The following is a 19,674-nucleotide window of genomic DNA, read 5'->3' on the forward strand; positions in this document are numbered from 1 at the left end:
AAAAAGGCGCTGTCCCAATTATGTGTTGGAAGGCTAATCTGGAAGTAGGTCATCACCGCGAGGACCTTCATCATGGATACGCCAGCCTTCCAACACCTGTTGTCCCTCTTTCCATTACTTACTCTGCGTCAGCGCCGTGTCGCTCAGCATGAGCTCGCCGCTCCACACCCGATTACGTCCCTCCATGCCCAGTTACCCACATGCTGCGGCTGTCCCCACTGCCAGGCGGATGCCACCCAGCTGACCCCCTGGGGCTGGAGCCGTGGGCTGCGTCGTTACCGTTGTAAGCAGTGTCGGCGAACCAGCTCCCTCCTCACCAAGACGCCTTTGGCCAGATTACGTAAGGCTGAGCATTGGGAGGACTACGCCCAGGCTCTCATCGACGGGCTCACTGTCCGCCAGGCCGCCGTCCGCTGCGGTGTTTGCAAGAACACCGCATTCTTGTGGCGTCACCGCTTCCTGAAGGCGATGGCAAACCACCAGGCAACACGGGAAGAAGGCATTGTGGAAGTGGATGAAACCTTCTTCCTCGAATCGTTCAAGGGGCAGCGAGGGTTGCCTCGTCCGGCAAGACATCGTGGCGGGAAAGGGCGTACCCGGGGGACCGGGCGGGATTACATCCCGGTGATGGTGGTGCAGGACAGGGCGGGCCATCAAGCCGACTTTCAGCTGGAAAGGCTGGATGCGCAGACGGTGAAAGCGGTGTTGCAGCCACTCATCGCGCCCGATGCAGTGCTCTGCAGTGATGGTGCAGGGGTGTATGCCAGTTTCAGCCAAGCGCGGGGTATAACACATCAGGTGGTGTACAACCGTCGAGGTGAGCGAGTCATTGGGGCATACCACATCCAGCATGTGAACGGATATCACCGGCGGTTGAAGGAGTGGATGGAACGATTCCATGGAGTCGCAACCCACTACCTGAGGAATTATCTGGGCTGGCGCAGGATGCTGGAACGTTACGGCAGGGAGGTAAATACCAAGATGTGTTTGCATGAGGCGCTAGGGCACCCGATGCAACACGTAATTGGGACATAGCCATTAAAAAGCCCCGCAGTTGCGGGGCTTTTGTCGTCGAGGCGGGGTTATTTTGCCGCGATGGCGTCTGCCATGGGGCTCTGGAACTCCTGCTCGGCTTCTGCGAAGCGATCCTGCATGGCCTTGGAGGGGGCCTTGTCCAACAGGCTGAACAGCACGATAGCCAGGGTAGCAAACAGGAAGCCCGGGATGATTTCGTACAGACCCAGCCAGCCGAACTGCTTCCAGATGATGACGGTCAGGGCACCGGTCAGCATGCCCGCCAGGGCGCCGTTGCGGGTCATGCGGGACCAGAGCACGGAGAGCAGCACCACGGGACCGAAGGCGGCACCGAAGCCGGCCCAGGCGTAGCTTACCAGCCCCAGCACCCGGTTCTCCGGGTTCACCGCCACGGCGATGGCGATGAGGGATATGAGCAGCACCATGGCGCGGCCGACCCACACCAGCTCTTTCTGGGAGGCATTCTTGCGCAGGAAGGGCTTGTAGAGATCCTCGGTGATGGCGCTGGAGCAGACCAGCAGCTGGCAACTGAGGGTACTCATCACCGCCGCCAGGATGGCGGAGAGCAGCACGCCGGCAATCCAGGGGTTGAACAGGATCTTGGAGAGCTCGATGAAGACGCGCTCCGGGTTGGTGGTCACGCCGCCCGCCTGCTCGGTGAAGGTGGAGAAGTAGGAGAGGCCGAAGAAACCGATGGCCACGGCGCCGCCCAGGCACAGCACCATCCAGGTCATGCTGATGCGACGGGCGCTGGCCATGGAGTGGTGGGAGTCCGCCGCCATGAAGCGCGCCAGGATGTGGGGCTGGCCGAAGTAGCCCAGGCCCCAGGCCATCAGGGAGATGATGGCGATGAAGTCCAGGTTCTTGAACATGTCGAGGTTGCTGGCGTTCTGCGCCGCCACCTGCACCATGGCGGTGTCGATGCCGCCCACGGCGATGATGACGAACACCGGGGTGAGGATGAGGGCGAAGATCATCAGGGTGGCCTGCACGGTATCGGTCCAGCTCACCGCGAGGAAGCCGCCGAAGAAGGTGTAGGTGATGGTGGCCGCGGCGCCGACCCAGAGGGCGGTGTCATAGCTCATGCCGAAGGTGCTCTCGAACAGGCGGGCACCGGCCACCACGCCGGAGGCGCAGTAGATGGTGAAGAACAGCAGGATCACCAGGGCGGAGAGGATGCGCAGCACCCGGCTCTTGTCCTCGAAGCGGTAGGTGAAGTAGTCCGGCAGGGTCAGGGCGTTGCGGTTCTTCTCGGTGTGAACCCGCAGCCGACCGGCCACCCAGCGCCAGTTGAAGTAGGCGCCGATGATGAGGCCGATGGCGATCCAGCTCTCGGAAATACCGCCGATGAAGACGGCACCAGGCAGGCCCATCAGGAGCCAGCCACTCATGTCGGAGGCGCCGGCGGAGAGGGCGGTCACCCAGCTCCCCATGCGGCGGCCGCCGAGAATGTAGTCGTCAAAGTTCTGGGTGGCGCGATAGGCGATAAAGCCGATCAACACCATCCCGAGGATGTACACCAGAAAGGTGATGAGCATGGGGGTGCTAGCTGTCATTCAAAACTCCGTTATGTGACGTCTGTGTTCGTTCTTGCGACGAACTCTTCCTTAAAAAACCGGCCTAGAGTAATCAGCAGATCGCCGGACCACAACCACTTTTAACAAATAAAAAACACACGGAAAACGTTTAACACCTAACCAAGCAACCACTCAATTGCAATAAGGCCGGATTTTATCCCGACCTGCCAAGGGTTTACCCTGATGATCCCCTCCCCCGCGCCATAAAAAAGCCCCGACAGTGGCCGGGGCTCGGGATACCGACGGGCGGGATCAGCGGTTGATGGCGATGGGCATGCCGCTGCGCTGCTCCAGGGCCTGCTTGACCAGCTGGGAGTCGCTGTCCGCGTGGGCGATGAAGCGGGTCACGGCGGTGGACATGGGCAGCGGGGCCGGCAGGCTGGAGTTGAACTCCTCCTGGTTGCGGGAGAGGGGCTGGTGCACTTCCAGGTAGCGGCGGCCATCCGGCTCGACAGAGGCCTTGATGGGCTGGTTCACGAACTGGACGCGGGTACCGACCGGGACCTGCTTGAACAGGTACTCGATGTCGTCGTTGCGCAGACGCACGCAGCCGTGGCTCACCCGCAGGCCGATGCCGAACTGGGCGTTGGTGCCGTGGATGGCGTACATCTTGCCGATGTAGAGCGCGAACAGCCCCATGGGGTTGTCCGGACCGGCCGGCCAGACCGCAGGCAGGGTCTCGCCACGGGCGGCGTACTCGGCGTGCATCTTCGCGGTCGGGGTCCAGGTCGGGCCCGCCTTCTTGCGCTGCACGCTGGTCACCCAGTCTTCCGGGGTGTCGGTGCCGAGCTGGCCGATGCCAATCGGCAGCACTTCCACCACCTTCTTGCCTTTGGGGTAGTAGTAGAGGCGCATCTCGGCGACGTTCAGCACGATGCCTTCACGGGGGGCATCCGGCAGGATCAGCTGGTGCGGCACGACCAGCTTCTCGCCCGCCTGCAGCAGCAGGGGGTCCGCCTTGGGGTTGGCTTCCAGCATGTTGGTCAAGCCGAGCTGGAATCTGGCCGCTGCCGCTTCCAGGGGTTGGCCCGCCTCTTCCGGGGACACCACGTAGTCCAGGTTCTCCCCCACCAGGCGGCTGTTGGCTGCGGGCAGGGCATATTCGATGGCGAGGGCGGGCATGGCGGCCAGGATCAGGGAGCAGCACAGTGCGGCCGCCGTGTTGTGGAGGAGCTTCATAACTTTCCTGTGATAAAGGGGGTGGTTCAGCACTCTGGCCAGCGCGGAGGCGACGGGCGCGCCCGGGGCGAAGAGAAGGCCGCCATTTTTCTCCTCTGCCATGCAAATTTCAACCGCCACGTGCTGACGGGTCGGTGATTAAATACGGTGCCGCGCTACGCCACGGCACCTTGTCATAAGCGGGATCAGCCGTTTTTCCAACTGTGCATATCATAACCGGTTGGCGACTGATGCAAACGCAGATGGAATTGCTCAATTATCGCAAATATGTGGTCGAAAATATCAGCCTGTATCCCTTCATACTCGGCCCAGGCGGTGGTCGCCGTGAAGCAGTAGATCTCCAGCGGCAGGCCGTCCGTGGTCGGTGCCAACTGGCGCACCATCAGGGTCATGTCCTTGCGAATACCCGCATGAGCCCGCAGGTAGGCGTCCAGATAGGCGCGCAGGGTGCCGAGGTTGGTGAGGTGGCGACCATTGATGGGGCAGCTGATGGCATCGCTGAGCTGCTGGTTGTAGCTGCTGAGCTCCTGCTCCTTGCGGCTGAGGTAGGGTGCCAGCAACCTGGCCTGCTTGAGCTGCAACTGCTCCTGCGAGGTGAGGAAGCGCACGCTGGTCATGTCGATGTTGACGCTGCGCTTGATGCGGCGCCCGCCGGATTCGGTCATCCCCTGCCAGTTCTTGAAGGAGTCGGAGATGAGGGCATAGGTAGGGATGGTGGTGATGGTCTTGTCCCAGTTCGACACCTTGACCGTGGTGAGGCCGATGTCGGTCACCTCGCCGTCCGCCCCGTACTTGTCCATCTGCAGCCAGTCACCGACGCTCAGCATGCGGTTGGCGGAGAGCTGGATACCCGCCACCAGGCCGAGGATGGGGTCCTTGAACACCAGCATCAGGACCGCGGTCATGGCCCCCAGGCCGCTGAACAGGAAGAGGGGCGACTTGCCGAGCAGCAGGGCGATCATCAGGATGCCCACCAGGATGCTGGCCACCAGTTTCACCCCCTGGAAGATGCCGCGCAGGGGCAGATCCCGCCCAAGCCGGGTATGACGGCTCAGGGAGAGCAGGCAGTCGAGCAGGGCGAACAGGGCCAGCAGCAGGAACAGCAGGATCCAGAGCTGGGCCAGCAACTCGATAAGCGCCAGGCTCTCGGACGCTTTGGGCAGCCAGATCTCCGCCTGACCGAGCAGCACGGCCCCCTGGAACACGAAGGCGAGCCGGTAGAAGAGGCGTTGCTGCAACTGGGGCGGCAGCCACATCTGCTTGGTCTTGCCAAGCAGCCCCACCAGGCGCACCAGCAGGATGCGGTGCAGCACCAGGTGCAGCACCATGGCGGTCAGCACGATGAACCCCAGGGCAATCACCAGGGCCATCATGGGGGTTACATCGACCCCCAGGCCTGACAACCAGTTGAAAAACATCTCTTTCATCGTTACCTCCGCAATATCACACAGCGGTCAGGGTACGCATCTGGTCCCCCATGTCAAATGACAGCCGGCGTCACGGCCGCCACAAACGACAACGCCCGGCAGGGGCCGGGCGTTGTCGTCACCAGAGGGAGCCTTAGCCGACCAGGCTCAGGGCATCACGGGCGATCACCAGCTCTTCGTTGGTGGGCATCACCAGGGCCAGACGGCTGCCTTCGACGGTGATGGGGCCTTCACCGCCCAGCACGGCGGCGTTGTTGGCCTCCTTGTCGATCTTGAAGCCGAGCAGGGCCAGTCGGGCCAGCACCATCTCGCGCACCATGGCGGCGTTCTCGCCGATGCCGCCGGTGAACACCAGGGCGTCCAGGCGACCATCCATGGCGGCAGCATAGGCACCGACGTACTTGGCAACGCGATAGGTGAAGACATCCAGTGCACGCTTGGCACCGGCGTCGGTGGCGTAGTTGCCGGTGACGTAGCGGCAGTCGCTGCTCTCCTCGGTCATGCCCAGCAGGCCGGATTCGCGGGTCAGCACCTGGTTGATCTTGTCCACGCTGTAACCCAGGTTGTCGTGCATGAAGAAGACGATGGCAGGGTCGATGTCACCGGAGCGGGTGCCCATCGCCAGCCCTTCCAGCGGGGTCAGCCCCATGGAGGTGTCGACGGACTCGCCGTTCTTGATGGCGCAGACGGAGGCACCGTTGCCCAGGTGGCAGTTGATGATGTTGAGCTCATGGAGCGGTTTGCCCAGCGCCTTGGCGGTCTCTTCGGCGATGAAGCGGTGGGAGGTGCCGTGGGCGCCGTAACGACGGATGCCGTTCTCGCGATAGAGCTTGTAGGGCAGCGCGTAGAGGTAGGCTTCCTCTGGCAGGGTCTGGTGGAAGGCGGTGTCGAACACGGCCACGTTCTTGTCGGCCAGGGCCGGGAACACCTTGAGGGCGGCACGGATGCCGATGAGGTGCGCCGGGTTGTGCAGGGGGGCAAACGGAATGGCGGCTTCGATGCCGGCGATCACGCCGTCATCGATGCGCACGGAACGGGAGAACTGCTCGCCGCCGTGCACGATGCGATGGCCGATGGCGACCAGCTGATCGGCCAGGGCGGGATCCTGGGGCAGGATGTGACCCACGATGTGGTCGAGGGCTTCCTGGTGCGCGGCACCGGCGCCCAGCATGGCGTCGCCCTTGACCCCGTGGAGTTTCCATTTGATACGTGCGTCATCCAGATTGAAGCATTCGGCCAGGCCGGACAGCATGTCCTCGCCCGTTTCAGCGTCCATTACGGCAAATTTCAGGGAAGAGCTACCGCAGTTAAGGATCAATACCAACTTGCTCATGTTCTACATCTTCCTGTGCTTCGGCTTTACGCCGACAGTGTCGTGTCATCCAGCGATGGATGGGATTCCCCTGCCGGGGGCTTATGGTCGCAGGAGGGTGCGTCCAATTTTTCAAATCGTTGGGCGCAGACCGTTCGTCTGGCGCGCGCGTCGAATCAGCGATTCGCAACGGGCCTCTGTTGGCCCAATCACTCGGGACTCCAGGCCCCGGTTGCCACTCAGGCGCCGGTCAGCAGCGACTGGTGAACCTTGACGACCAGCTTCTTGACCGGACCTGGGGTCGTCAGGGTACAGAGGGGGCGATGCAGTTCTCCCGGCCAGAAGATGGCGAAGTCGCCGGGCTGCAACGCCAGATAACTGGTCTGCTCATCATCGACGAACCAGAGATCGGGGTGAGGATGGTCGGCACCGTCCCGGCTGTAGGCGTGAGGGCCCACGCCGATCCACTCCTCGCCGCGCAGCAGCAGCTGGATGTCCAGATACTGCTCATGAAACTCGCCCCGGCGATCCGCCACCGGCTCTGTCAGATCCTCGCTCACCAGGCAGAACAGCGTGAGGCCGTCGACCTCCTGCTTGCCGAGGGGGGCGTGCAGCCAGCGTTCGACGCTTTGCACCACCTCGGCCACGATACGGTTCAGGGGGGCGGGCAAGGGGGTGCGTTGCAAGGTATCCAGACTGCCGGTGATCATGAGGTTCGCATCCTTAGATATATCTGTGGTCTATCTTTGTGCACCAATGAAAAAGGACCATTGAAGGTCCTTTTATCGTCTCGTCTGCCATCCGTGCAGACGGGGGCGCTGTCGCTTCCAAGGCGATGGCGCCGAGTCACTGTTGCATACTCGTCCGCCCCTGCCAAGAGATACTCGCCCATTCACCCGATGATCGTACCAGTTGAAACAATATTATTCACTACCCAATCTCCCCCGACTTTGACCAGACGCAAAAACGGGAGCATCTGCTCCCGTTTTTTTTTCCATCACCCGTTCAAAACGGTGCCATTCAAACCTTGCCGGCGTTTTCCACCGGCTTGGCGTACATGGCGCGCCAGATGGCCTTGTGCTCTTGTGGCACCTCGGACTGGCGAGTCAGGAAGGCACTCTGCTCTATGGTGCTGGCCTTGCCGGGCACATCCGCCGCGAGGTAGTTGCCCGGGAAGAGGCGATAGCTGCTCCAGATCGCCTTGTCGATGAGCGCCGCCAGCTCGTCCGGATCGCTGAAACCCTCGGTGATAGGGGCGCCGAAGGAGACATGTACCCGCCCCTTCTGGCCGACGATGCCCGCGACGATACTCTCGATGTCCTCGAACTCGCCCTTCTCGTAGCTGCCGTTGACCGACTTCTCGTAGAGCTCGCGCGCCTTGGCCTTGTCGGTGGGATCCAGCTCGTAGCTGATGCTCACCGGCACGATGTTGAGGCTGCGCATGTAGTCGACGAAGTCGATCTTCTGCTTCTTGCCGTCCACGTAGAACATCTTGAGGATGGCCGGATCGGTCTTGTCATCCCCGTCCTTGGCGCGCCCCTCCTTCTGGGCGATCCAGATGGAGTGCCCCTCGTGCACCGACTGGCCGATGTAGGCCGACAGCTCCCCGAGGGCCTTCATCATCTCCCGCGGTCCCTTGGCGGAGCGCTTGACGATGAAGCTCTTGTTGAGCTTCATCAGCTCGGTAGCGCAGGGCTTGCGCAGCAGGTTGTCGCCGATGGCGATGCGCACGGTATCGAAACCATGGGTGTGCAGCCCCCAGTTGACGAACGCCGGATCCATGGCGATGTCCCTGTGGTTGGAGACGAACAGGTAGCCCTGCTCCTTCTTGAGGTGTTCGAGCCCGGAGAAGCTCACTCCCTGGGTGGAGGTGGCGATCATCCGGGTCATGTAGCGGGTCACCCCCATCTGTACCTGATGGATGGTGCTGACCTTGGCCCACTTGTGGCGCAGGAACTGGCGGATCAGCGGGCGAATGGCCCAACCCAGCCAGCTCATCAGGGAACCGAAGCGGTATTTGGCGATGGCGCCGATAAACTCGTCATCCTGGATCAGCCGCTCGATGGCAGCCGGTACTTCTTCATCGCGATAGGGGCGAATGTCCGCGAATCTATCTACTTCTGTCACAATGTCTGCCTTGCATGTATGGAGTCGCGGCCTGCGTCTGCCGGCCGGGAAAATTCAGGGCGCAATTTTACACGCTTTTATCCCCAGGGGTATGAGAGGTGTACAGATAGTGCGATCTTGCAGTGAAAAAGCGATGGCGGTCACCCGCCAGCCTCCCTTTCGACAACGGCTCTGCTAGCCAGCGGGATTGATGAGCGCGGTGAGGACGTGGTCCTCCCAGCGGCCGTTGATCATCAGATAGTCCCGAGCGTACCCCTCCTGCTCGAACCCCAGCCGTTCGAGGAGCGCGCCGCTTCGCAGGTTCGCGGGCATGTAGCTGGCCATGATGCGATGCAGGCCCCGCTCCCGGAACAGGTGATCGATGCCGGCGGCCACCACCTCCTGCATCAGGCCCTGCCCCTCGTGCTCCTTGTCGATGGCATAGCCCAGGTGGCACGCCTTGAACATGCCCATCACAATGTTCGTGAAATTGCAGGTGGCGAGCACCCGCTCCCCCCTGGGATCGAGCGCCACCAGTTGCACGGCACTGCCCTCGAAATAGTGGCCGTAACCGTCGCGCAAGCGGGTCTGCCAGTGGGCGAGGGTGTAGAAGCTCTCCTCCCGCCTGGGCTCCCAGGGGGACAGGTGGGCGCGATTGCGCAGATAGAAATCCACCATCAGGCAGGCCCGCTCCGGGGTCAGCACGGTCAGCCGGGTACGGGGGGTGGCAATGTGGGGCAGCGTCGTCATCTCACCCTCAGGAGGTTGGAAGCGGACAGGAAGGTCATCAGAGATCCCTCAGCCTCAGCCACTCGTCCCGCAGCAGGCCGTAGTGCACGTGATCCACCACCCTGTCCGCCAGCCTCTCCGCCCGCCGGGTGATCCCCTCCTGGGTCATTCCCAGCCGCTCGCACACGGCCCGGCTCGCCTCGTTCTCGAGGGCGGCGCTGATCTCTACCTTCTCCATCCCCATCTCCTCGAAGGCGTGATGGATCAGGGCCTGGCAGGCCCGGGTGATGATGCCGTGCCCCTGCCAGCGCTCCGCCAGCCAGTAGCCGATGGTCACCTTGCCGAGATCCTGATCGATCTGGTTGTAACCGATGACGCCGACCACCTCCCCCTGATACTCGATGGCCGTGGTCAGCCCCTCCCCCCGGGCAAACTTCTCGATGGCGTGGCGAATGAAGGTGGCGCTGTCGGCGGGCTGCTGGATGTGGGGTACCCAGGGCAGCCACTGGGAGAGGTAATCGCGGTTGCGCTGGCAGAGGCGAAACAGCTCGCTGGCCATGTCGGGTTGCAGGAACAGGAGCGCCAGCTCGTCATCCAGTTGCCATGAAAACATCGCCACTCCTCCCCGGTTCCGCTTCGGCCATCTGCCGTCATGGGAGCCAATGTAGTCAATCAATCCCTTGTTTGCCAAGGACTTTTCAACCGGCTTCCCCGCTGGCAACCCCCATATGGCGATCCCCATGCGGGCACCTTGATCCCAAGGTCATCAATCACCCCTCACAGCGGTTCAACATGCTGTCATTACCAGTATTTGTGGATGATTGACGCTGTAAAAGTGAATCGTGCTACCTGTTTTCGCTGCCCTGTGACAAATGACAGGCCGTTATTTTCCCCCTTCCCACTAGTGTAAGAGCGCCGGGCAACGGACCCGGCGTGTAATCTTCATCGACTAAGGAAAGACGAGATGAACAAAGTCTATTTGGCCGTCATGCTGGCCTGCTGGGGAAGCGCCGCCATGGCGGCAGAACAGGTGGAAGTGAACCAGGTCTCCGACCTGACCGGTGCGGTGAGCGGCGCCGCCAAGATTGGCGCCCTTGGCGCCGGGGATGGCGAGTTTCGCAAGGTGCGAGCGGTGACGCTGCCCAATGGCCAGCAGCGGATACGCTATGAGCAGACCTGGCAGGGGATTCCAGTGTGGGGCCAGGTCCTGGTGGCAGATCAGGCGCTGGGGGGCCAGGTCAATCAGGTGTCCGGCACCATGCTGCGCAAGATCGATGCCGACCTGACGGGCCCGGCCATTGCCCTCTCCGCCAGCGACGCCGCACGCCAGGCTCGCAGCGGTGCCAAGGGGAGCAACGAACAGGTCAAGCTGTTCGTGATGCAGGATGAGACCGGCCAGGCCAGACTGGTCTATCTGGTCTCCTGGCTCGCCGCCAGCAAGGAACCGAGCCGCCCCTTCGTGATGATCGACGCCCAGACCGGCAGCGAGCTCAAACGCTGGGAGGGGATCAACCACAAGGACGCCACCGGCCCGGGGGGCAACGTCAAGACCGGCAAGTATTTCTACGGCGCCGACTTTGGCCCCCTCCAGGTGGATGACAACTGCCGCATGACGGGGACCAACGTGGACACCCTCAACATGAATCACGGCACCACGGGGGGCACCATCCACCAGTTCACCTGCCCGGAGAACACGGTCAAGGAGATCAACGGTGCCTACTCGCCCCTCAACGATGCCCACTACTTCGGCAACGTGGTGTTCGACATGTACCGCAACTGGTACAACACGGCGCCGCTGAGCTTCAAGCTCAAGATGCGGGTGCACTACAGCCGCAACTACGAAAACGCCTTCTGGGACGGCAGCCAGATGACCTTCGGCGACGGGGCCACCACCTTCTATCCACTGGTGAGCCTGGATGTGGCAGCCCACGAGGTGAGCCATGGCTTCACCGAGCAGAACTCAGGGCTGGTCTACTCCGGTCAGTCCGGCGGCATCAACGAGGCCTTCTCCGACATGGCGGGGGAAGCGGCCGAATACTACATGAAGGGCAGCAACGACTGGCTGGTGGGGGCCCAGATCTTCAAGGGCAACGGCTCCTTGCGCTACTTCGAGGACCCGGCCCGGGACGGCAAGTCCATCGGCCACGCCAGCGATTACTATGACGGCATCGACGTACACCACAGTTCCGGGGTCTACAACCGCGCCTTCTACCTGCTGGCCAACACCAGCGGTTGGCAAACCCGCAAGGCGTTCGAGGTGTTCGTGCTGGCCAACCGCCTCTACTGGGGCCCCAACACCACCTTCGATCAGGGGGCGTGCGGGGTAACCAGGGCCGCCACAGATCTCGGCTACAGCGTGAGCGACGTGGCAGCCGCCTTCACCGCCGTCGGGGTCAATGCCACCTGCGGCGGCACCACGCCCCAACCGGGCAGCGTGCTGCAAAACGGGGTACCGGTGAGCAATCTCACCGCCGCCAAGGGGGGCAAGCTGAACTTCACCGTCGAGGTGCCCGCCGGCAGAAGCCAGCTGGTGGTGACCAGCAGCGGCGGTAGCGGGGATGCGGATCTCTACGTGAAGTTCGGCAGCGCGCCGACCGCCAGCAGCTATGACTGCCGCCCCTACAAGAGCGGCAATGCCGAAACCTGTACCCTGAACGCCCCCAAGGCGGGGACCTGGCACGTGCAGCTGAGCGGGTTCAGCGCCTTCTCCGGCGTCACCCTCAAGGCCAGCTACTGAGTCTGAGCGGGCATCAAGGGGAATAAGCGAAGAGCGCCGGCCTGGTCCGGCGCTTTTTTATGTCCGCTTGCCCGACCAGCGCCGGGCCAGGGTACGGGCCGCCTCCAGCACCCGCTCCTTGGCGGGATTGGGGCGCTTGCCGCTGCGCCAGGCCATCATCACGTCCCAGTGATCCGGTGGCAGATCCACCACGTCCAGCTTCACCAGGCGACCGAACTCCAGATCCCGGGTGATGGCGAGCGCCGGCATCAGGGTGATGAAGCCGTGCTCCAGCGCCAGCTCCCGCGCCGCACTCGCTGGCTGGATGGCGTGCAGCGGGCTCGCCACCTGGCGCAGCAGGCGTAACTGCAGGATCAGCTCGTCGCAGCCCGTCCCCCACTGCTGGGGCGCCAGCCGCTCGTTGGCAATGTCCTGCAGGGTCAGCCCCTGCCGCCCGGCCAGCGGGTGGGTGGCGCAGGCCACGGCGATGATCGGGGAACGGTAGAGCAGTTCGAGCTGGATGCCCGCGATGGCAGGGCACTTGAGAATAAAGCCCACGTCGGTCTCGCCGGTCAGCAACTCCTGCATGATGATGCCAGAGTGATCCGTGTTGCAGCGGATCTCGAAGGTCTCATCCACCAGGGCCAGCAGCAGGGGGCCGAACACCGCCGTGGTCAGAGAGGGGAGGCAGGAGAGCCGGATCCGCGGCAATGCAGGCGCCCCCTGCATCGCCAGCCGCCCCCCTTCCAGTGCGCTCAGGGCCGCAGTCGCGGCAGGCAGAAACTGCTCGCAGGCCGGGGTCGGGGTGGCCCCCCGACGATGGCGACGGAACAGGGACTGACCCAGCTCCTGCTCCAGCACGGCAATGCGCTGGCTCACCATGGGTTGTGACCAGCCGCGAATGGCGGCCACCTTGCTGAAGCTGCCACGGTTGGCCACATCCAGCAGCAGTTGCAAATCGTCGAGGGTCATAGCCATAACCAAATCCAATATGAAATATAGCCAGTTGTCGGCTACCACTATATCTGGAGCCCCACCAGAATAGCAGCATCAATCGTCATGAACCGGCTGAACGCCACCGAGCCAGGGAGTTGTCATCCCCCTTGGCTCTGTTTGGTGACGGCGCCGTTCGGGCAAGAAAGACAACAATATCAGCGAAGCAAACAGAGGTATCAGGGTCATGGTGGATCGGGCGAGGCGGTTGGGGCGGTGGTTCTTGGCATTGGATTCCCTGCTGGTGATCCTGGGCTTCTTCGTGGTGATGCCCATGATCAGCCTGCGCTTCGTCGACCAACTGGGCTGGGCCGCCGGTGTGGTCGGACTGGCACTGGGGCTGCGTCAGCTTACCCAGCAGGGGCTGGGGGTCTTTGGCGGCTCCCTCGCCGACAAGTTCGGGGCGCGCCCCCTCATCGTCTGCGGCATGCTGCTGCGGGCGCTGGGGTTTGCCAGCCTGGCCTATGCCCAGAGCGGATTGGAGCTGATCCTCTCCTGCATCATCTCGGGGCTGGGTGGCTGCCTGTTCGATCCCCCCCGCGCCGCCCTGGTGATCAAGTTCACCCGGCCACGGGAGCGGGGTCGCTACATCTCCCTGCTGATGATGCTGGAGAGCGCCGGCGCCGTGGTGGGAGCCCTGCTCGGCAGCTGGCTGCTCAACTTCGATTTTGAATATGTCTGCCTGCTGGGTGCTGGCCTCTTCGTCTGCGCCGCCCTGTGCAACCTGCTGATCCTGCCCCCCTACAAGCTTTCGGTGCGCCCGACGCCGATCCGGGACGGCCTCGGCCAGGTGCTGGCGGACAAGGCCTTCTGCCGACTGGTGCTGATCTTGAGCGGCTACTACGCGCTCTGGGTGCAGGTCATGCTGATCTTCCCCATCCTGGTCAAACAGATGGCAGGCAGCACCACAGCGGTGGGCTGGATGTACACCCTGGAGACGGCCATCTCCCTGGCCCTGCTCTACCCCCTTGCCCGGTTCGGCGAGCGCCACTTCAAGCTGGAGAACCGCCTGATGGCGGGGGTGCTGCTGATGACCACGGGGATCGGGCTGGTGGCCTTTGCCACCACCTTGCCCGCCGTCTTCCTGCTGCTCGCCTGCTTCTATCTCGGCATCGTCATCGCCGAGCCGGCGCGGGAAACCCTGATGACCAAGCTGGCACAACCGGGGGCGCGGGGCAGCTACATGGGCTTCAGCCGACTGGGGCTGGCGCTCGGGGGCATGACGGGTTACGTGGGGGGCGGTGCCCTGCACGATTACGCCATGGCCCAGGGGCAACCCTGGTTGCCCTGGCTGGTACTCGGCACCGTCGGTGTCACCACCTTGCTGCTGCTGGCCAACTGCTTCCAGCGCGGCTCTCGCCTGGCAGGGGTCAACGCCTGATCCTCTGGCAATCATCCCGTCTACCCCGGGCGCCCTTCTCTTGAAGGGCGCCCTTTTTTACCTTCTTCTTGCATTGCCCTTCCCCTCGTCTGCGCCAATCCGCCCGAAAATCCCCCATAAAAAAAGCGGCAGATTGCTCTGCCGCTTTTGCCCAGCCCGCTTGGCTGTTACTTGTTGATATCCAACATGTTGTTTTGCAACATGAAATCGATCACCTGGTTGGCAGTCGTCCCTGAACCGCCCGTCAGGGAGTCGAAGGTGTGGTTCATCAGCACTATCTCCTGGGTCACCGGCGCCGCACTGCTCTCCTTGACCTGCAGGTGCACCCCTTCGCTGTCCTGGAACACCGAGAGCAGGCTCTTCAGGGAGCTCTCGCTCTTGCTGCCATCGCTGTCGAGCAAGTCGCTCAGATCCAGCTTGTCCCCTTCCGACTTGCTGAAATCAACGATGTAGTCCTTGGCCACCTTGCCAGCCTCGGTATCCCCCTTCAGCCAGGTGAAGGTATCGGCACCTGCATCCCCCATGAGGATGTCGTTGCCGGCCCCCCCGATCAGGATGTCGTTGCCCAGCCCGCCGCTCAAGATGTCGTTGCCGGTTCCGCCATAGAGGGTGTCGTTGCCACTGCCACCATAGAGGCGATCGTTGCCGCTCTCCCCATAGAGGGTGTCGTTGCCGCTACCACCGAACAGGGTGTCGTTGCCGGCACCGCCGTACAGGAAGTCATCACCCCCCTGACCGAACAGGATGTCATTGCCATCACCGCCGAGGAGGGTGTCACCCTTGTCATTGGCCGACGACTGATCGAACTCGCTGGCGTGATCCGTGATGTAGGCGTGCACCTGGGCATCGGTCACCGACCCAGCCCCCAGCTTGCCGCTCACATACTGCTTGATGGCCGCATACCCTTCCCCGCTGATGCCGGTGAAGCGTACCGCGTCGCCAAACAGGATGTCGTCGCCCGCACCGCCATCCAGCCTGTCAGCGCCGGGCAGGTTGCTGACCGGCGTCCCCAGAATGGCATTGGCCAGATCGGAGGCATTGACCCCTGTCTTGATAACACCATCAGAGTCGTAGGACTTGAGATCGTTATAGGAGATATTCGCTCCCAGTCCGATCGCCTCGACGGTCACTCCCATGCCGGTCAGCAGCCCGAAGCCGGCTACCGAGTTGGTGATGGTTGTGTCAGAGGAGTCCTGCCCATTGCCGCCAAGAGACCAGTATACGTAACCGCCTTTACCATCTGGTCTCATGGCACCGATGGTGCTCTGGGTACCCCGCCAGTCGTAGGAATAGACCCTGCCCTGAGCATCAATGATGGTCTTCCCATCATTGTTATAGATTTTGCCCGCCACATAGCTGCCCTTAAGCACCGTGTTAAGACGAACATCATCATCCCAGAACTTATCATTGACGATCGGATTGCCTCCCTCACTGTCCAGATAGAAGGTCGGCTTGCCATCGGTAATGAAATAGGTCAGGTTCTTGGCATTCGTATTACCTTGTGCGGTCGAACTGTTGAACCAGTTGGCCGTGGTCTGGAACACATCTTCATAGTTGGTCCCGCCGCCACTGTCTTTGCTGCCATCCATGCTGTCGAGGATCGCCTGCAACTTGGTCAACGCATCCGAATCCTTGAGGTTCACGCTCACCGATTTGTTGGCCAACGTATCAAAGTCCACCAGGAAGATATTGACCTTGCCCGCACCGGCTGCCCCCGCAGAGTTCTTGAGGCTGGTAAACACTTGGGACAGCTGGGTTCTGATGGTCGCCATGGCGTCACTGCCGATACTGCCGGAGCTGTCGACCATAAAGGCGAGGTTGTAGTTCTGGCCCGGCAGCATCACGCTGCCATCCAGATCCCCCACCACGATATTGTGCTCGCTGCCATAGGTCCGGTTCTGGTCCCCCGGCTCCCCTTCGGTGGCGTTGAAGTAGCTCAGGCGGATGCTGTCGTCATCGGTCGCGGTACTGGTCAGATCGGTCCCGACCTCCTTGGCGATGACATCGACCTTGAGATTGACCAGGCCCGCCTTGTCACCCGGTACCCGCAGAGTCAGGCCGCTCAGGTTCAGATCCAGTGCATTGCTGCTCCACAGCTTGTCCGACGCGGTGAAGGTCAGCTTGCCATCCTCCCCGACGGTACCCAGCAACTGGCTGCCCTTGTAGAGCTCGGAGCCTTTGGGCATGCCGCTCAGCACCAGGCTGTCAAACACCTCGCTGCCATCCCTGTCGGTGAGGGAGGCCGTCAGCTCGACCGGGTAATCCACCTTGGTCGGCGGAACCAGGGTCAGCTCACCCGTGGTCTGGTTGATCTGGTAGATGCCGTCTGCGAACTGGACATATTCCATGTCGTGCAGGGCCTTGGTCACCCCGACGCCCCGCTCGAACACGACGAAGTCGAACCACTTGTCGTTGTTCGAATAACCCTCGCCCTTCTTGATGGAGTAGTCGGCACGATTGCCGGGCAGCACGGCGATATCCGTGCCAGTCCCGCCATAGAGGCCGTCATTGCCAAGACCGGAGACCAGGATGTCGTTGCTTTCACCGCCGTAGAGGGAATCGCCCTGGATGGCATCGCTGCCCACCAGAATGTCATCCCCCTGGTTGCCGACCAGGCTGTCGCCGCCTCCCTTCTGGCTCACGATGTAGTCGTTGCCGCTGGTGCCATTGACCAGATCCTGACCAGAAGAGCTATCGGTCAGGGTCTTGGTGATCCCGAGAGCCCCCTTGTCGAAGTTGCCGGACTGGAACTGGCCCGTGGTGATCCCCGCGCTCGGGAAGCTCAGGTTGTAAAGGGGAATACCGTTGCCCACCAGACTCAGGTTAACGGTCGGCTTGTCGGCCACCGCCGCCACGTCGATCACCAGCTTGCTGCCGTTGCTGAGGTTGGCACCGTCGCTTATCTGATAGCCGATGCTGGCATAGTCGCCCTTCATGTTGCCGACCACGGCGCCGTTGCCGTTGGCGGCATGGGTGCTCGATTCGTTCAGACCGGGCACGAAGCGCAGATGGCCTGCGTTCACCTCGGCATAGGAGATGAGGGATCCGGTTTGCACCGCAACCCACTGCCCAGCCGCATTGAGGTATTCGAGGGTACCGTTCAGCGGCAGGGTGTTGATCTGCACCCCGAGATCAGTCGCGCCCTGATCGTCGCTGGCACCGAACTGGGCCCAGGTCAGGACCTGGGGCTGATCTTCGGCACCGGCGCTGTGGCCGCCAGCCGCCGTCGGCGCCCGATCATTGTCCACTATGGTACCGGTCCCGCTCTGACCACCGATGGTCACCGAGAGGGTCTCGTTCGTCTCGACCAGACGATCGTTCACCGTCGGGATGGTCACCGTGAAGTCTGTCACGCCCGCCGGTACCGTGATCTTGCCGGTGGTGCTGTTGTAGGTCACGCCGTTGCTGAACTGGGCATTGCCCCAGTCCTGATTGGAGGCGGGGTTGTTGCCCGATCCGCGAATGGCGAAATCGTATTCGGTCGCTTCCTGGGTCGCATCGGACAAGGTGACCTTGTGCAACAGGTTGCCCCCTTCAGTCACGCTCTCGCTGGAGACACCCTGAACCAGCGGCGTGAACAGAGGCTTGGTGGCAAAGGAGCCAATGCTGGCGTCACCGTCACCATCCACCACCCGGATCTGGAAGTCGATGTCACCATCACCCAGGGGTTTGGACATGCGCTGGTACTGGAAGAACTCCCACTTGCCGGTGGCTGGCGTGAACTCCAGCTTGAAGACGAGGTTGCCGCCCGCATCCTTCCCGAGCAGGGTATTGGCCCCGCTGGCGGTGATGGCGATGGCTGAGCCGGAAGCCGTCCGCAGACCATTCTCGAAGGTCGCCGGGTCCAGCACCAGCCCGATGGAGCCCTTGCCGTCCGCCCCCCACTGCGGGGTCACGGTGCCGGAACCATAAGCGATGGCCTGCGCCGTGTTGGCACCGAGGAACTCGATGCTCTGTACGGTGAAGTCGCTGTTGTCGGAGGTATTGGTGTTGCCGTTGTTGGTCGCCTTGATCACCATGGTATCGAAGCCACCCTGCTGCACCTGGAAGTTCTGGTTGAACTCCCCACCCGATGCGTTGGAGTTGAATACCAGAGTGCTGATCAGCACACCACCGCGATAGAACTCCACGACCCCGCTCTCCAGCTCGCCGCCAAACATCTTGCTGAACTTGATGTTGGCCCCGTAGGCAACCTTGCCCGCATCCAGCCTGACGATCAGCTGCTCGGAGGCGGACGATCCGTCAGCAAAGTGACGGAAGTCAATCTCGTTGGCGAGGTTGTGGTAAGGCGCAGCACCGCTGGCCACCCCCAGCCCCGAGCTGGAGCCGTTGACATCCGCCGTTACCAGTGAGGAATCGGTTGCCGACTTGAAGCCCAGGGCGCTGATGGTAAAGCCCGCCATGTTCAGGGTGCTCTGGTTGCCACTGTACTTGGTCAGGTCGAAGAGCCCGGTCAGCACATTCGGAATATCGGTCTTCACCACGGAAACGGCATCGCTGTTGCCGGCAATGGGGGAGTCGTCCTCGACGCTGACATCCAGCTTGCCCTTGGTGACGCCACTGCCATCGGAGACTTCCACGTCCAGCTGGAACGACAGCTTGTCTTCCGAGGTCGTATCCCCGTGGTCGAGGGGGCCCTTGAGGGTCACGTCATAGGTCCACTCTCCCTTGCCGCTGGCATTGGGTGCCGTCAGCTTGACTTCGACCACCGCCTTGTAATCGGCGCCGCCAATCGCCCCCGTGTAGCCGACCAGCGTCTTGCTGCCCGCATCCCAGCTCCACTGGACCTTGGCCCCACCGGATGTCAGCCCGGCCGGTCCGTTCAGGCTGATGGTAAGCGTATCATGGCTGTCAACATCGCCGACCGTGATCTTGCCGCTGGCGGCCACTCTGTCGGTGGTATCGCTGCTGCCTGCCGTATCGGTAATGCCGCCAGCAAGCCCTTCTTCGGAGACCACGGCCCCCTGGTCGATACTCAGGGTAGGTGCATCGTCGGCACCGTTGATGGTGATGGTCACCGTGGTGGTGGTCTTGCCGTCCGCGTTGGTCACCGTGAGGGTGTCGGTCAGCGTCTCGCCCGCCTTCAGCCCCTGGATCGCCGCCTGGCCGTTGTCGGCGCTGTACGTCCACTTGCCATCCGCGCCCAGCACCAGCTGGCCGTACTTGCCGTCGAGCGTGCCCGCGATGAACTTGTCTTCACCGGCATCGCCGCCGGTGCC

Annotated in this window: 13 protein-coding genes; 3 read left to right on the forward strand and 10 right to left on the reverse strand. The window is 62.4% G+C overall.

Translation table 11 applies throughout. The features are described 5' to 3' along the window. The first annotated feature begins 72 nt into the window (after positions 1-72). The gene (locus AB5Y80_RS02270; RefSeq protein WP_368172475.1) at positions 73-1,035 is read left to right on the forward strand and encodes an IS1595 family transposase; all 963 of its coding nucleotides are present in this window, start codon (positions 73-75) and stop codon (positions 1,033-1,035) included. 47 nt (positions 1,036-1,082) lie between these two features. On the opposite strand, the gene putP is transcribed toward AB5Y80_RS02270, so the two are convergent. The 8 genes from putP to AB5Y80_RS02310 all read right to left on the reverse strand — a co-directional run bounded on the left by putP (position 1,083) and on the right by AB5Y80_RS02310 (position 9,978). After that, positions 1,083-2,591: a sodium/proline symporter PutP gene (putP, locus tag AB5Y80_RS02275; RefSeq protein WP_223955740.1), complete on the reverse strand. Its 1,509-nt coding sequence runs from the start codon at positions 2,589-2,591 to the stop codon at positions 1,083-1,085. Positions 2,592-2,864: 273 nt separating this feature from the next. Beyond that, positions 2,865-3,791: a L,D-transpeptidase family protein gene (locus tag AB5Y80_RS02280; RefSeq protein ID WP_010675523.1), complete on the reverse strand. Its 927-nt coding sequence runs from the start codon at positions 3,789-3,791 to the stop codon at positions 2,865-2,867. A 185-nt stretch (positions 3,792-3,976) separates the two neighbouring features. Beyond that, the gene (locus tag AB5Y80_RS02285) at positions 3,977-5,218 is read right to left on the reverse strand and encodes a mechanosensitive ion channel family protein (RefSeq protein WP_010675524.1); all 1,242 of its coding nucleotides are present in this window, start codon (positions 5,216-5,218) and stop codon (positions 3,977-3,979) included. A gap of 133 nt (positions 5,219-5,351) precedes the next feature. Further along, positions 5,352-6,551: an acetate kinase gene (locus AB5Y80_RS02290; RefSeq protein WP_010675525.1), complete on the reverse strand. Its 1,200-nt coding sequence runs from the start codon at positions 6,549-6,551 to the stop codon at positions 5,352-5,354. 218 nt (positions 6,552-6,769) lie between these two features. Continuing rightward, complete coding sequence (locus AB5Y80_RS02295; protein WP_010675526.1) at positions 6,770-7,240, reverse strand: YhcH/YjgK/YiaL family protein; 471 nt, start codon at positions 7,238-7,240, stop codon at positions 6,770-6,772. A 310-nt stretch (positions 7,241-7,550) separates the two neighbouring features. Further along, positions 7,551-8,657: a 1-acyl-sn-glycerol-3-phosphate acyltransferase gene (locus AB5Y80_RS02300; protein ID WP_042016043.1), complete on the reverse strand. Its 1,107-nt coding sequence runs from the start codon at positions 8,655-8,657 to the stop codon at positions 7,551-7,553. Positions 8,658-8,831: 174 nt separating this feature from the next. Beyond that, positions 8,832-9,386 (reverse strand): GNAT family N-acetyltransferase, encoded by a 555-nt coding sequence (locus AB5Y80_RS02305; RefSeq protein ID WP_041212415.1) that lies wholly within the window; start codon positions 9,384-9,386, stop codon positions 8,832-8,834. 37 nt (positions 9,387-9,423) lie between these two features. Continuing rightward, positions 9,424-9,978, reverse strand: coding sequence for a GNAT family N-acetyltransferase (locus tag AB5Y80_RS02310; protein WP_010675529.1), 555 nt, complete (start codon positions 9,976-9,978; stop codon positions 9,424-9,426). A 351-nt stretch (positions 9,979-10,329) separates the two neighbouring features. Between AB5Y80_RS02310 and AB5Y80_RS02315 the strand changes: the two genes are divergently transcribed. Next, positions 10,330-12,102 carry a M4 family metallopeptidase gene (locus tag AB5Y80_RS02315; RefSeq protein ID WP_368172483.1) on the forward strand — a complete coding sequence of 591 codons (1,773 nt, stop codon included), beginning with the start codon at positions 10,330-10,332 and terminating at the stop codon, positions 12,100-12,102. A 57-nt stretch (positions 12,103-12,159) separates the two neighbouring features. Here the strand turns inward: AB5Y80_RS02315 and AB5Y80_RS02320 are convergent, their stop codons facing one another. Next, positions 12,160-13,059, reverse strand: a complete 900-nt coding sequence (locus AB5Y80_RS02320; RefSeq protein ID WP_029314793.1) for a LysR family transcriptional regulator — start codon at positions 13,057-13,059, stop codon at positions 12,160-12,162. Between the two features lie 202 nt (positions 13,060-13,261). Between AB5Y80_RS02320 and mdtH the strand changes: the two genes are divergently transcribed. After that, the gene (gene mdtH / locus AB5Y80_RS02325; RefSeq protein WP_029314794.1) at positions 13,262-14,455 is read left to right on the forward strand and encodes a multidrug efflux MFS transporter MdtH; all 1,194 of its coding nucleotides are present in this window, start codon (positions 13,262-13,264) and stop codon (positions 14,453-14,455) included. 167 nt (positions 14,456-14,622) lie between these two features. On the opposite strand, the gene AB5Y80_RS02330 is transcribed toward mdtH, so the two are convergent. Beyond that, on the reverse strand, positions 14,623-19,674 hold a 5,052-nt coding region (locus AB5Y80_RS02330; protein WP_368172484.1), incomplete at its 5' end, for a VCBS domain-containing protein.

This window comes from Aeromonas sp. R2-1 (genome assembly GCF_040908425.1).
GTDB classification, from domain to species: Bacteria; Pseudomonadota; Gammaproteobacteria; order Enterobacterales; family Aeromonadaceae; genus Aeromonas; species Aeromonas caviae.

Bases quoted from the DNA above. Each gene is read 5' to 3' on its own strand.
- AB5Y80_RS02270 (WP_368172475.1), top strand. From the start codon at position 73: ATGGATACGCCAGCCTTCCAACACCTGTTGTCCCTCTTTCCATTACTT.
- putP (WP_223955740.1), bottom strand. From the start codon at position 2,591: ATGACAGCTAGCACCCCCATGCTCATCACCTTTCTGGTGTACATCCTC.
- AB5Y80_RS02280 (WP_010675523.1), bottom strand. From the start codon at position 3,791: ATGAAGCTCCTCCACAACACGGCGGCCGCACTGTGCTGCTCCCTGATC.
- AB5Y80_RS02285 (WP_010675524.1), bottom strand. From the start codon at position 5,218: ATGAAAGAGATGTTTTTCAACTGGTTGTCAGGCCTGGGGGTCGATGTA.
- AB5Y80_RS02290 (WP_010675525.1), bottom strand. From the start codon at position 6,551: ATGAGCAAGTTGGTATTGATCCTTAACTGCGGTAGCTCTTCCCTGAAA.
- AB5Y80_RS02295 (WP_010675526.1), bottom strand. From the start codon at position 7,240: ATGATCACCGGCAGTCTGGATACCTTGCAACGCACCCCCTTGCCCGCC.
- AB5Y80_RS02305 (WP_041212415.1), bottom strand. From the start codon at position 9,386: ATGACGACGCTGCCCCACATTGCCACCCCCCGTACCCGGCTGACCGTG.
- AB5Y80_RS02310 (WP_010675529.1), bottom strand. From the start codon at position 9,978: ATGTTTTCATGGCAACTGGATGACGAGCTGGCGCTCCTGTTCCTGCAA.
- AB5Y80_RS02315 (WP_368172483.1), top strand. From the start codon at position 10,330: ATGAACAAAGTCTATTTGGCCGTCATGCTGGCCTGCTGGGGAAGCGCC.
- AB5Y80_RS02320 (WP_029314793.1), bottom strand. From the start codon at position 13,059: ATGGCTATGACCCTCGACGATTTGCAACTGCTGCTGGATGTGGCCAAC.
- mdtH (WP_029314794.1), top strand. From the start codon at position 13,262: ATGGTGGATCGGGCGAGGCGGTTGGGGCGGTGGTTCTTGGCATTGGAT.